Raw genomic sequence first — 13,539 nt, forward strand, 5'->3', positions numbered from 1 at the left:
CAAGAAGCTTTGGGGCGGCGCGCTATGGTCGCCTTCCTACTTTGCCGGTAGCTGCGGCGGTGCGCCTATCGCCGTTATCCGGCAGTACATCGAACAGCAGCAGACGCCGCACTAGACGCACCAAACCGGACGGCTGCGCCGTCCGCGCTCTTGACCCCGCCCTGAAGGGCGAGGTTTGCCGCGCAACCGATCAAACTACGCAGCCAGGGTTTTGCTGTATGCGTAGAAGATATCGTCGCGCTTCCAGCCGAGCCCGTTGTACAGGCCCTGGGCGGCCAGGTTGGTCTTGGCGGTGGTCAGGTCGAGCCGCACGGCGCCGTTGCGCAGGGCGTGCGCTTCGGCGGCCAGCATCAGGGCGCGGCCGGCGCCGAGATGGCGCGCCTCGGGCAGCACGAACAGGTCGTACAGCGCGTAGATGGGCGCGGCAGCCAGCGAGCAGAAGGTCGGGTACATCTGGCAAAAGCCGGCGGCCGTGCCCGTTTCATCTTCGGCGATGAGCAGCACCGATTCGTTGCCCAGCATGCGGTCGAGGATGAACTGGCGCGACAGGGCCGGGTCCGGGTCCAGCTCATAAAACTGGCGGTAAGCGTCGAACAAGGTGGCGAGCGAGTCGACGTCGTCCAGCGTCGCCAGGCGGGTGGTGATTTTTTTCATTTGTTGGTCTTGTTAAGGATTGATGCGAAGTCGGAGCAACGCTCCGCCGCCATCATACCCACCAACGCGCCGACCGTGTTTTTGTTGACACCTCTCCTCGCCCGCCTCAGGCCGGCATGCGGCACCAGGCTGACATCATCGAGCAACAGGCGCTCGGGCGAGAACGCGAGCGAGACGCGCCGCAGGGAAATGGAAGCGGCGACGGAATCGAAAATGGAAACGGCGCCCATCGCATGGGAATGCATGGCCAAAGTGAAGCTCCTGTCAGTATCCATGTCACGCAACACCAAGCCGGCGCGCGAAGGCTGCCAGGGCGGGTGTTGCGAACGAAGACGAAGGAACTTACCTGGTCATTTGGGGGAGTCAATCCCGGTGGACTGGTTCGAAAAACATGGCGGCGTGCCTGCAAAGCCGCGCACCCTTCCCAGCAGCAGGCCCAGCCCGATCAGCAGCAAGCCCATGGCCCCCGGTTCCGGCAGCGCCGTGCGCGCCTCGCCCAGCGCCACGTTGGTGATGCCGGCCAGGTAGCCCTCGCCCATGCTGCGCAGCGTGAAGCCGGTAAAATACTCGCCCCCGGTGGCCTGGAAACCGAGGAAGTCCAGCCCCGCCAGCCCGTCTTGCAGCAGGAGGCCATCGAACAGGTAGCTGCCCAGATTGGTCGCCACGATGACGTCGACGCTGCCGCCCGTCACCGCCGCGTCGAAGCCGAACAGGGTGTAAGGCACGTCGCCGCCGATGCTGCCTTCGATCGGCGACCAGTATTCGTTCGACATCACCGGTCGCGACTGGCCGATGGAAAACCCCGTACCGCCGCCCACGACCAGGTTTTCAGCCGAGTTGTAGCGCACCCCGCCGCGCGTGAAACCGCTGCCGGGGAAGTGATAGCCGGCCCCGAAGTCGTCAAAACTGCTGGACTGCAGAATCTGGCCGGCCTGCGCCAGCGCGCCGCGCTGCTCGAGGCGCAGCACGCCCGCCGTGGCGCCGGCGGCGCAGGCGGCCAGCAAGGTGACGGCCAGTGCCATCTGTTTGAATCGCTTGAACATGGTTGCTCTTCCGGTGAAGTAAATAGATCAGGCGACGTTGATCGTCAGCGGCCCGCCCAGCGCGGCGTAGCCGTCGTTGTACAGCAGCCAGGCGCTGTAAGCGCCCGGCGTGAGGCTGTTGCTGTCGAAGGTGACGCTGGCGCCGGCCTGCGCGACGTACTGCCAGATGGCCGAGCTGCCCGCTCCCGGCGAGGTGCCGGCGCGGTAGATGCCGATCCAGTTCCTGGCGGCGACCCGGCTGGCGGGAATGGCGAACGTGAACCCGATCGGCGCACCGCGCTTGATCGCCGGCGTGCTGGTGGCAAACTGCGTCACGCTTAGCGTGAGCGCCTCGCCCAGCGCCACGTAGCCGCCCTGATGGAAATACCAGACCATGTAATCGCCCACCGCCAGCTTGGCCGTATCGAAGGCATGCGTGCCGTTCGCCGCCGGCACAGTCGCCCATTGCAGCGCAGGCTGGCCGGCGCCCGGCGTGGCATTGGCCGGATACAGTCCGATCCAGTTTTTCGGATCGCGCTTGCCGGCCGGCGCGGCGTAGGTCACGCTCACGCTGGCCCCGCGCATCACCACCGCAGCGCTGGCCGTCAAGACCACGCGGCGGCGGTTGGCGCCGATGGCCGGATCGGTGCGGCCCGGCGCGCCGTTGTCCACGTGGCCGGCCACGCGGCGCAGATACTCCGGATCGGCATCGCAGCCGATGCTGTAGTCGTACCAGCCGAAGCTGCCGGCCAGCAGGCACTGCACCGCTTGCTGCTGCCCCGCCGCCACCACGTAGGTCGAGACGGCGGCGCCGTAGGCGTTGTCGGTCATGGTGAAGGTGCAGGCGGCCGCGCCGCCCACGTTCGACAGCAGCAGGTGCAGATTGGCGCCCGCCAGGTCGTAGCTGGCCTGCACTTCCGGCCTGGCCGCGCCCGGCGCCGTGCCGCCGGCCAGTTCGCGCAGGAAGCCGTTGGGGCCGGTCACGCTCAGGTGATAGCGCGCCCCGCTCCAGTTCCACGTTTCCCGGTCGATGCGCTTGCCCGCTTCGACCGTGTAGTACCACGGCCCGTCGCCGCGCGCGTTCGAGTACACGATGAAGGCCGCCCCGGCCTTGCCGCTGTTGACGAACGACAGTTCGACCTGCTTGCCGGCGCCCGCCGTCGCGTGCGCGCCCAGCACATACGGCAGCGCGCAGGCATGGCGCGTGCCCGTGACGGTCTTGCAGGGTTCCTGCAGCGGCAGGGTTTGCCGGGCCGGCGGGGCCGGATACGGCTTGCCGGACACCAGCGCATACGCGGTCGACTTGGGCACGCTGGCCGGCCAGGCGCTGTTGGGCGACTTGAAATCGAAGGCCGACGTCAGGTCGCCACAGACCACGCGCCGCCACGGCGAAATATTTTCCAGCGTAACGCTGGCGCGGTTCTTCTTCAGCCCGAGCGTGAGCCACTCTTCCAGGAAGCGCAGCTTGGACGTGTGGTCGAACACTTGCGAGCAAACGCGCCCGCCACGGCTCCAGGGAGAGATGACCAGCATCGGCACGCGCGGCCCCAGTCCGACCGGCACCCCGGCCAGGTTTTCGTCGGCGCCGACGTCTGGCAGCGTGGTGCGGCCCATGCTCGGGTCGAGCGGGGGAATGTTCGGCGGCACATGGTCGAAGAAACCGTCGTTTTCATCGTACGTGAGCAGGAACACGGTCTTGGACCACACCACCGGATTGGCCACCAGCGCCGCCAGCAGGCGCGCCGTCAGGTTTTCGCCGGCGTTGGGCGAGTTCGGCGAGTGCTCGGTGTAGTCGTTGGGCGCGACGATCCACGAGACCTTGGGCAGGCGGTTGTAGCGCACGTCGTCGGCGAAGTCGGCCACCATCCAGTCACCTTTGGTGCCGCGCGCATTGGCTTCGGTCGAACCGGGCGCGAGCGTGCGGCCCTTTTGGTACAGGGCGCTGTCGGGCGACAGGCGGCTGCCGTCGGGGTTGACCCGGAACTGCCTGAAGTACGCCAGGTAGTTGTCGCCGTAATTGTCCCATTCCTGGTACACCTTCCAGCTGACGTCGTTCGCTTCGAGCACCTCGGCGTAGGTGCGCCAGGTCGGCGCGCTGGCCGTGGTGGCGGCCGACACGTTGTCGTAGCGGGGATCGTTGTTGTAGTAGCCGGTGGCATTGACGTTGTACAGGCTGCCCAGGGAGCTCATGCGCCCACGGCTGGTGCCCGACAGCGAATAGAAGCGGTTCGGATCGGTGGGACCGAAGATCGAACAGTGGTAGGCGTCGCAGATGCTGAAGGCGTCCGCCAGCGCGTAGTAGAACGGCAGGTCGCCGCGATCGAAGTACCCCATGCTCTGCGGCGACTTTTTCTTGACCCATGCGTCCCAGCCCTGCCAGGTCGCTTGCGCGCCCTTCCATGAATGGTCGGTGCCGAGCGAGAGCGCGCTGGTGTTTTTGGCGTCGAAGTGGAACGGCAGCACGTGGCTGCCGGCCGCGTCCGGCTGGTACCACACCGGTTTGCCGCTCGGCAGCGTGATGGCGCGCGGATCGTCGAAGCCGCGCACGCCCGGAAAGCTGCCGAAATAGTGATCGAAGGAACGGTTTTCCTGCATGAAGATGACCACGTGCTCGACGTCGGCGATGGTGCCGGTGACGTTATTGGCCGGCACGGCCAGCGCCTCGCGGATCAGGTCGGGGAACAAGGTACTGGCGGCGCCGGCCGAAGCCAGGCTGAGAAAGGTGCGTCTGCTGGTGGACATGCGTGGCTCCGTGGATACGCTGGAAAGTTGTCGATCATATATGTCGAATATGACCGCAGCATGTCGGCGGAACGGCAGGAAATCGTTGTCATTGGCTTGTCGTGCTGAGCGGCTATATTCCCGGCTTGTATGCAAGCTGACTGGCCCGACCATGTTTCTTCCCACCGCACTGCATCGCCGCCCTCCCCTCCCCATCGCCATCGGAACGGCGCTCGCCCTGGGGGCGTGCGGCAGCCACGACGACCACGAAAGCCAAGCCGAGGCGCCGCTGGCGATCCCGGCCGCGCTGCCCGACCAGGGCGCGCCCGACCAGGGCGCGCCCGACAGCGTGCCGCTGCCGGACGCGCTCGCTTTTGTCGACACGGTCGCCAAAAGCGAGCGCGGCGACGCCCACTGTTACTTTTCGGAATAGATGCGATGTTCTGGTCATTGCTGCGACAACGAAGCCCAGCCGCGCGCGGCCCGCCGGCAGCAATACATGGCGTGAGAGTATGTTTCGATTGGAAAACTCAAGGACGACATTGATGCTCGTTGTGACGATGATGGATCGCTGCGTGAATCTTTTATAAGCGGAAATTGACTTAAAACAGGGCCAGGAAATATAGGGGCGTAAGTGACGCATCGCCAATTTCCGCCAAATCTGCGGCTACGCCGGACCAGTCGCACTGGTCGCATGAGCGCGGGATCAGGCTGGGCTCTTTAACAAATTCCATCGTCGCGGAGTAAGAAGGCTGTAAAGTCTCGGTGCTATACATGGTGTTTCTTTCAATCGTTATTGTGATGCAAACAAGTATGCTGCTCGTATCGCGGCTAATAGTTGGAGATTGTAACCCCTGTAACCAAATTCAAACTTTGCATAGAATACGCGTTCTACGTTGCAATTATGATTGGGAGAAATATGGACTCATCACAAATGTCATTGGCGCAACTTCGCGACTTGAACGAAAAGTTGGCGTTCTGATAGCTTCGCGGCACAAGAAAGAACGGGCTGACGCTATCGGGCAAATATACGCCGTAGCACATCGCCTCGGCATGCCCCTACAATCGCTTCTTCAGGGGACGGAAGGCGTTAAGGTGGGGACGATGAAAAGGCGGCGCGAAGGGACTGTCTATCAAGACCCAATCAATTTAGCCAACACTTGGGCCGGCATTGGTCCTCGTCCTAAATGGCTGAAGAGTGCCCTTGCTGCCGGCGTGCAGATGGACGCACTTCGCGCATAAATGCAATGCTGGCCTGAGTCCGCAGAATGTATAAGCGACGAAAGTAGAGCCGGGAAACACGCCTCTACCTCGGCATTCGGTGGCACCTCAGAAAACCGCGCACCTGCCAGATCAGACGAAGCCAAGCGAGCTGTGGCCACCATCGCCAAGTGCGCGAGCGGCGGCCGACACGAAGCCCAGCCGGTGACCTAACGCAAACTTCACGCCGATGGCGGGAACGACCCGCAGGCGACGAACTCATACAAGCTCACCGTTGCCAAAGGAGCCGTCATGAGTTTGTTGCTCGTTGTGCCGCCGAAGGTTGTTGTCTCAAAAGATACAGAGCAGATGCATAAATTATCATGTTAATATATAATTGTTAATTGTCCATGCAGGAAATTTATAGCTGATTGCTCTTTACCCTTTAAGCATGGGAAACTTCAGCACCTTATTCGTATTAATAATTGGAAGCTACATCTGTTCAGGCCCCTTAGACAGTTATATAAATATCGGGTTTAAGGCGTCTCATTCATTTCACTATTGGAATAAAGCATGAGCAAAGCTTTAATCGTTTTACGTGATCTCGTTGGAGACCGTCAGCACAATCGCCTGTTGCGCTTGTCATTTCCAAATCAAGACGGCCCTGCTGGTCAATTGCTCGTTAACAATCTTGATGCATTCGAGAGTTTGTCTAAGCCCTTCGAGTTCCGCGTCGAACTGCTGTCTGACAATCCCGACATCCCGCTCAAGGATATGCAGGGAAAGATGCTGTGTGTGCAGTTGGTTCGCCGGGACGGCACACTGCGCTACTTCACCGGGATCGTCTTCAGCTTCGCCCTCAAAACGGTCGACGGCGGGGTATCGTATTACGAAGCCTTGCTCGGTCCTTGGTACAAGTACCTGGGGTTGCGGAAAGATAACTACCTGTTCCACTACACGACGATGTACCAGCAGACCGCGAGCATCTTCGGCGACTATGGCAGTCTGGCTGAGTGGGACTGGCGTGTGGCCGGCGCGACCGAGGTGCTGACGGACTGCTGTCAGTTTGACGAGAGTGACCGCAATTTTCTTGAACGGCGCTGGGTTGGCAACGGCATTGTGTATTGGTTCGAGCATTCGGAAAATGGCCACAAGCTTGTGCTGTCGGATGACACCACCAGTGTCGAGCCAATCGACGGTGGCCCTTCCATCCGTTTCCAGCGTCATGGCGGTGCGGCGGAAGAAGACGGGCTGGGCGAGTGGTCCCCGTCGCGACAAATTATGCAGGGTGCAGTTGCGCTCGCAGCCTTTGACTTCAAATCGCCCAAGCCAGTTCACACTTCGCTGCCGACAGTAAATCAGCAAGGGGATGTGCCGGCAATTGAATCCTACGAATACACGGGGGCGTACGGGTTCACGGGTGGCGGTCGCTCTTTGGCGCAGTTGCGCATGGAAGAATTCGAGGCAGCTGGCAAGCAGTTTGAAGGTTCGGGGAATAACCGCAACGTCCTTCCAGGGCGCTGGTTCAGGCTGACCGATCATTTCGACGTGAGCGCTAGCGGCGGCGACACCCAGGCGCGCGAGTTCTTGATTCTTGAAGTGGTTCACCGCGCCTCGAACAACTATCACGTCAAAGACACGACCGAATCTCACTATGAAAATCGGCTGCGCGCAATCCGCAAGATCATTCCGTACCGCGCCGGACGCGACCACAACAGCGTGGAGACGAAAATCCACGGCATCCAAACCGCGACCGTGGTTGGGCCGGCTGGCGAAGAGATTCACACGGATGAATTCGGGCGCGTGCGCGTGCAGTTCCATTGGGACCGCGCCGGCACCAACGACGAAAAGAGTTCAGCGTGGCTTCGCGTCGCGACGCCATGGGCAGGCGCTAACTTTGGTATGACCGCGATTCCCCGAATCAACGGGGAGGTTCTTGTGCAATTCATAGACGGGAATCCAAACCGTCCGATCATCACCGGCATGGTGCCGAATGCGGACACGATGCCGCCGTGGACATTGCCGGCCAATAAGACGCAAAGCGGCATCCTATCACGCTCCACGCCGGGCGGCAGCTACGACAACGCCAATGCGCTGCGCTTTGAGGACAAAAAAGGTAGTGAGCAGCTCTGGCTGCATGCGGAAAAAAATCAATTGACCGAAGTCGAGCACGACGAGGACAAGTGGGTTGGCAACGACCGGCGAAAAACTATCGACAGGGACGAAACGACTCTGGTTAAACGGGATCGCGTTGAAACGGTGGGGCACGACGAAACCGTCACCGTTCACAACAATCGGGCCGAACGTGTGGATCACAACGAACAAATCAGCATCGGGGCCAACCGCGATGAGGAGGTTGGAATCAGCGAAACGATCAGCGTCGGAAAAGATCAGTCTGTCATGGTAGGAAAGGAACAAACATTTAATGTTGGTGGAAGCCGTACGAAGTCTGTCTCGAAGAACGAAAAAGACAAGATTGGCAAAAATTGGTCGATCAACGTAGCGAAGATGAAGACCGAAACCATCGGCATGGCCTACATGCAAAACGTAGGTATGGGCCGCATGGAGAATGTTGGGCTTGGTTACAGCTTGAACGTTGGGATGATTATGACGACCGTAATTGGAGTCAACCAAAGCACGAACGTGGGAAAGAAAATTTCTATTAGTGCTGGGGAAGAACTTGAAATCACCGTGGGCCTGGCGAAATTAAAGATGACAGCAGACGGCAAAATCCTTATCAACGGCTCGAAAGTAGTCGTTGAAGCGACCGGGCCGGTTCGGGTAACCGGCGAAGACGTAAATATCAATTAGACGGGTATCTGAATGGAATTTTGTGCGAACACAACTTTTGCTTCAATTATGGTCAATTGGCTCAATAAGCTATAGGCGTGTGCCCGACCTGCGAAAGACATCAATGGCGAGCAAGCATGGTAACCCACTTTCAAATTGATGAGAACTAAACTTTATGCTGGCTACCAGTACCCACGTCACATTGGCTAATCAATATCTGGATCGATTGGCGTTTGGTTGGCAGAGACGCAGTCAGGCACTTGATTCTCATGTGCTTGATGCCGCCGCATTGTCCGCCATAGACCGAGACTTGCTATCCTATTCACGAGCATTGCGATTAATTGGCAGAACGTCATCCACAGTGATACATGAGCGATTGCTTGAGCCATTAACCCGTGGTGAGTTGTTCGCCATCGCACTTCATGCCATCAGCATTCAAGATCAACCGATCCATAGCGCTTGTATTGGTTTAATAAGATCTTTACCGGCTCTGCGTGCTGCCTATGTCGCCGCATTGGAATGGACAACATCTGATGGAGCATGGTGGGCTATTTCCGAGTGGCAGCAACCGACCGAAAACCAAACGGGCAAAAGTTCTAGCTTGTTCGATGTGCTTGCACTGTCTGCTTGTAGTTACCATCCTATGATTTTAGCAAACCTCTGCAATACGCCATGGTGGGAAGGCATAATCAAAGATAGCGACAACCCGTCCGAAAATTCGGACACAATGTGTACATTAATGCAACTCGCCCTAGCGACACCACATCCAGGGGCAGTAGCTAAAGCGGTGCAGTTTTTGCAATCACCGGTCGCCCAACTACGCTGCCTTGCCGCAGAAGTCATGCTATGGCGGCACACGAAACAAATCGATACACACGCTGCAAAAGTTGCCGAGCAACATGCCACACGCGTCTTACTTGAATTATCGACAGGTACAGTTGAGGCAAAAAATATTGCAAGACAGGCTAGCTATGCTTTGGCTTGTTGGAACTTTGCAGAGTTTGATACGGTGTTAACCGCGCTTGCCGCTCAAACTGAAAAGCTAGACCTTTACTTGCAATCCTTAGGGTGGAGCGGGAATATGCAGCGCGCTCCGGACCTCATTGCATACTTGGGTGACCCAGTATATGCAAGGAGTGCAGGCGCGGCATTGTCCTTGCTAACGGGTTCCCTTCCTGCTCGTGACGGATGGCAAGCGCAGCCTACCGAATCAGAGAAAGCACTCATTGATGATCGAGTCGATGCAAGCCCCATCATTCCTGCGGCCAAACCATACGCCAATCTGCCACCGCCAGATCAAGCAGGTTTTGAGCGCTGGTGGGCGACAAACAAAACGCATCTCAGTTCTAAATCATCCTGGCTAGCAGGTTTGCCATGTACGAATGATAACCTCATTGTGACTTTAAAAAGTGGTAAATTAGCATGGCGCACCCTCGCGTCACGCCGACTTCACGTGCGCCTACCAGGTGGGGCAAGTCTTAGCACAAGCGCACCAATGCATCAACAGCGTCATTGGATAACAAACTGCATCTCAAACTCTAAGGACCGCGCAGCATGACGATCTCTCTTAAGACCGAAGCTACTAAAGCTAATGAAGGTACTCCGCATGAGCAAGGGGAATTTGAAACGCCTTCCTTGGAGTTGAATAATAACGAAGCCCTAGCAGCTCAGCTAGGTGGTTTTGGCGGCCCAGAAGAAGACTTGGTAATAACGGCGCAACGTAAGATAACGTTGCAGTGCGGCCAGTCAAGCATAACACTGCATGCCAATGGCAAAATAGTCTTACGCGGAGAATATATCGTCAGCGCTGCGGAAGGAACCAACCGCATCGTGGGCGGGCAGATTGAAATCAACTGATCTTAAGCGAATTATAAAGAGGACGCAAATATCGTTATGTGGCAACTCGACAACAAGACCCGTTATGCCGCAGATAATACTTGGATACGTGATGCGGATGGTGCCGAGATTTGGATAGTGTCCGTGAAGGCCACATACGAACTTTTACCCGACGGCAGCACATGCGTTGCAGGGTATCAAGCTCCGGTAAATAGTGGCTTAGTTATACATGAAGACGGCACAAGCCCACTATTTGAAACCGACTTGGGCCCAGCTAAAAACGCCACCGATGTCTGGTTGGTCGGCCATGCCCATAGTCAATCTGGTGAGCCCGTACAACGAATGCGTGTAGGCTTCGCCGTGGGATCAGTTGCGCGCGAAATTCAAGTAATAGGGGATCGTGCAAGGCTCGGTTTTTTGCGCACTGGCGACAGCCAACCAAAACCATTTACAAGAATGCCCCTCACCTGGGGGCGTGCACTTGGGGGTGGCGGACCAGATTGCAGCACGGGTAATCCAGTTGGTTGTGGCATCGCTAAAAGAGACGACGGGGGCCGCACTATGCCCAATCTAGAGCACCTTAGCAGACCGCAAGGTAGCCTTTTCGCCAGTAATGAATCGCAAGGTCTTGGCCCAATGCCGCGTCATTGGCCGATGCGCCGTCAATACGCAGGCACGTATGACGATGCTTGGCAAAAAAACCGTGCCCCTCTACCGGCGGCCGATCTTGACCCAAGGCATTGGCAGGTAGCGCCCAAAGAGCAGCAAGCTAAAGGGCATCTAAAAGGAGGCGAAATGCTGATGCTAAAAGGGCTGACAGTTGCAGGTTTTGCACCAAGTGGCGTCTTTCACAGTCGCCTGCCCAGACTGAGCCTAGCTTTCAAAACGCTATTCTATGACGGCACCGTAGCCGAGGCACGGAGTGTGATTCATAACGTGATCTTACAGCCCGACGGGGTCGATGGTAGCGGCCCCTTGGTCAGTGTAGTGCACCACATGGCACTGCCTTGTCATGCCAAGGTAAATAAACTACGCACTACGATAATCACGGAAAAGGATCGTCCTTTAGATCGTGCGAATCTGCCGCAGCGAGCATCCAATGTCTATCAGATGCCTGCTACACGGAATGAATCGGGGCAGGCATGACCGTTACTATCAACGTTAACAATCTCACGCTTTGCCATCGTGGTAGTAACGGTATCACGCATAACACTCTACCGGACATATGCAAAACACCGGAAAAAGCTATACCGCGGCCATTTGATAACGAGGCTTACTCTAAAGACTTGGCTAACGGCACCACGACGGTTTTTGCCGATAAGGGCAATATGATTGCCAACTTCGGTTCAATTTTTGCCAAAAGTTCGTTGGATGGCGGAGGTTCTTTTGGTGGCATTAAATCCGGCACCTTCCTCGCTGAAGCAGACTTCATTACACATTCGTTTGACGTATTCTTTGAAGGTAAACCTGCTTGCAGACTCACCGACAAAATGTGGATGAATCATCGTAACACGGTGAACATGGCTGGTTTAAAGCAAATTACGCTACCTGCACCTCTGATGGAAAAGATTTGTATCGCAATATGCGAGTGCCGCAAGAAGTATTTCCCCAGCGGAACCGAAATGGCAGAGGTGGCAGAAAAAGCATGGGATGCGATAAGGGGTACTGAGGACTTAACGCTGGAAAGTCCTTCAGCTGCCAATGAAACACATCGTCGCCAAGCGTGCTTTGCCGATCAATTTAATAAAAGTGGCTGGGCCTGGATTGGTACAGTACCGAAAGATCCAAAAGTATTGACTGAAGTACCTTATAAAATTCCTACTGATCTTATTGCTTCAGAGACCGGGCGTACTACTTTTCCTGGCGGCCCTACTGCCCCTGCTTCAGTTAAGCGTGTCATGAATAAATCCCATGGAAATAAGGGGACTATTGTGATTTGGGACATGGTTACTCTAAAGAATGGAAGCCTGCCAGCCACATGGGACAATGTTGATAAAATTGTAGAAATTAAGTTTGCGGGGGACGATTGGACTCCGAATCAATCTAAAGCAATGAAGAACCTTGAAGTCAACGGTAAATTGGTAAGAATTGATGAATCAGACTGCGCATGTGACTTAGAAGAAAATGAACAGCGTCGCGAAAATAATAAAGTTATCAAGGAGATCGGGGAAAGCATGAAAAAGGCTAGCGGTCTTTTTGGACCTCCGGGATTACCAGGTCGGCCTGGATTACCATTTTAGTTATCACGAGGAGAAGCAACACATGAATTTTTCAGAGTACACTTTGCAAAAAGATGGCATCGTCATATGTGAACCTTGCGTTTGCGTGACGCTATTTTCTGACATAGACTTAGGAGTGCCGGAGGCCCCAGAGATGTTAGGGCCGTATCGGGCATTTCTTGAATTATTTCAAGATCAGTTAGACTATTGTGTTTTGGATGGTGATCAGGCCCGCGCAAAGGCAATCACCGCAGATCATTTGCAGAACCTGCCTAGAGAAATGCAAGATTTAAAGCGACGTAAGCAAGGTGGCGTCATCGCCCTCCTTCGGCATGGTTGCACGCGCCAAGAGAGACGTGCTCCCACTTTCGAGTTTGATTATAGTAAGATTGGTAAGCCTCATACTTATGTACGGGCCTGCTTCCCGCTTACCTGGTTTGATCAGCATGGATTGGAGGGAATTGAGCAATACTTAAAAAAGTCACTTAACGGCTTTGCTTTGCAGTCGGGCTACGTTGGCTATTGCTTTGTTTATAATGAAAATTTTGATCGCGAAGTAGATCCGTATTTTCCGCACTGGTTACAGCGGCATCCGGGGATTATGTGCCCTAGCGGGGCACAGGAAGTCGTATCAATACACGGCTTGACCGATATAGGCTGGATTACTCTGCTTGGGAAAGATATGGTTGAAAAGATGGGGGGAGCGATCTCACTAGCTTCAGCAATTGCACATATTCCCGGAATTACGATTGACGAGCTTTCAAACGGTGGCACGATCATTAGGATTGGTAACAACCCCGCGCTCGGTGACACTCATAATGGAGATACGTTGGAAGCATATCGTGCTTTAGGCAAGGTTCTTAATCCGATACGTAACCGGAATGCTGTCACTACAGGCATGTCAGTTCCCGGCATGCGTGACCGTGATTATCCAGACATGCGTGCCAAATGGCTTGACCGGTTTTTTCCAGAGTAAATTTAGTAAAAATGGACACTTCGGATATTCAATTGTCACCTACGGAAACACGCTTCGGAGTTTTCGTTCAATCAGTTGGCAATATTTGAACGTCGTCAGAGTTCATCAGCTCTAAATGGAA

13 protein-coding genes are annotated in these 13,539 nt (G+C 56.2%); 9 read left to right on the plus strand and 4 right to left on the minus strand.

Going from position 1 to position 13,539, the window contains the following annotated elements:
* The coding region (locus F0185_RS30085; RefSeq protein ID WP_187362618.1) for a transposase at positions 1 to 115 on the plus strand (115 nt) is incomplete at its 5' end.
* An 80-nt stretch (positions 116 to 195) separates the two neighbouring features.
* On the opposite strand, the gene F0185_RS30090 is transcribed toward F0185_RS30085, so the two are convergent.
* The 4 genes from F0185_RS30090 to F0185_RS30105 form a co-directional block, all read right to left on the minus strand.
* Positions 196 to 654 (minus strand): GNAT family N-acetyltransferase, encoded by a 459-nt coding sequence (locus F0185_RS30090; protein ID WP_167231557.1) that lies wholly within the window; start codon positions 652 to 654, stop codon positions 196 to 198.
* Entirely contained in the window at positions 651 to 905 is a 255-nt protein-coding gene (locus tag F0185_RS30095; RefSeq protein WP_167231560.1) for a hypothetical protein, read from the minus strand. The genes F0185_RS30090 and F0185_RS30095 overlap by 4 nt, the downstream gene beginning before the upstream one ends.
* A 99-nt stretch (positions 906 to 1,004) precedes the next feature.
* Positions 1,005 to 1,697 (minus strand): hypothetical protein, encoded by a 693-nt coding sequence (locus tag F0185_RS30100; protein ID WP_167231563.1) that lies wholly within the window; start codon positions 1,695 to 1,697, stop codon positions 1,005 to 1,007.
* A gap of 27 nt (positions 1,698 to 1,724) precedes the next feature.
* Positions 1,725 to 4,418 carry a phosphocholine-specific phospholipase C gene (locus F0185_RS30105; RefSeq protein WP_167231566.1) on the minus strand — a complete coding sequence of 898 codons (2,694 nt, stop codon included), beginning with the start codon at positions 4,416 to 4,418 and terminating at the stop codon, positions 1,725 to 1,727.
* A gap of 151 nt (positions 4,419 to 4,569) precedes the next feature.
* On the opposite strand from F0185_RS30105, the gene F0185_RS30110 reads away from it, so the two are divergent.
* From F0185_RS30110 to F0185_RS30145, 8 genes are all read left to right on the plus strand, one after another.
* Positions 4,570 to 4,830 (plus strand): hypothetical protein, encoded by a 261-nt coding sequence (locus F0185_RS30110; protein ID WP_167231568.1) that lies wholly within the window; start codon positions 4,570 to 4,572, stop codon positions 4,828 to 4,830.
* A gap of 671 nt (positions 4,831 to 5,501) precedes the next feature.
* Positions 5,502 to 5,639 carry an H-NS family nucleoid-associated regulatory protein gene (locus tag F0185_RS35615; RefSeq protein WP_441295236.1) on the plus strand — a complete coding sequence of 46 codons (138 nt, stop codon included), beginning with the start codon at positions 5,502 to 5,504 and terminating at the stop codon, positions 5,637 to 5,639.
* A gap of 531 nt (positions 5,640 to 6,170) precedes the next feature.
* Complete coding sequence (locus F0185_RS30120; RefSeq protein WP_167231574.1) at positions 6,171 to 8,408, plus strand: type VI secretion system Vgr family protein; 2,238 nt, start codon at positions 6,171 to 6,173, stop codon at positions 8,406 to 8,408.
* Positions 8,409 to 8,562: 154 nt separating this feature from the next.
* On the plus strand, positions 8,563 to 9,945 hold the full coding sequence (locus tag F0185_RS30125; protein ID WP_167231576.1) for a hypothetical protein: 1,383 nt from the start codon (positions 8,563 to 8,565) through the stop codon (positions 9,943 to 9,945).
* Positions 9,942 to 10,244 (plus strand): hypothetical protein, encoded by a 303-nt coding sequence (locus tag F0185_RS30130; RefSeq protein WP_167231579.1) that lies wholly within the window; start codon positions 9,942 to 9,944, stop codon positions 10,242 to 10,244. The genes F0185_RS30125 and F0185_RS30130 overlap by 4 nt, the downstream gene beginning before the upstream one ends.
* A 36-nt stretch (positions 10,245 to 10,280) precedes the next feature.
* Positions 10,281 to 11,369 carry a DUF2169 family type VI secretion system accessory protein gene (locus F0185_RS30135; protein WP_167231582.1) on the plus strand — a complete coding sequence of 363 codons (1,089 nt, stop codon included), beginning with the start codon at positions 10,281 to 10,283 and terminating at the stop codon, positions 11,367 to 11,369.
* The gene (locus F0185_RS30140; RefSeq protein WP_167231585.1) at positions 11,366 to 12,463 is read left to right on the plus strand and encodes a DUF4150 domain-containing protein; all 1,098 of its coding nucleotides are present in this window, start codon (positions 11,366 to 11,368) and stop codon (positions 12,461 to 12,463) included. Before F0185_RS30135 ends, F0185_RS30140 begins: the two co-directional genes overlap by 4 nt.
* A gap of 22 nt (positions 12,464 to 12,485) precedes the next feature.
* Positions 12,486 to 13,418 (plus strand): type VI immunity family protein, encoded by a 933-nt coding sequence (locus F0185_RS30145; RefSeq protein ID WP_167231588.1) that lies wholly within the window; start codon positions 12,486 to 12,488, stop codon positions 13,416 to 13,418.
* Positions 13,419 to 13,539 lie beyond the last annotated feature (121 nt).

The sequence above is a fragment of the Massilia rubra genome, assembly GCF_011682065.1.
GTDB lineage: Bacteria > Pseudomonadota > Gammaproteobacteria > Burkholderiales > Burkholderiaceae_D > Telluria_A > Telluria_A rubra.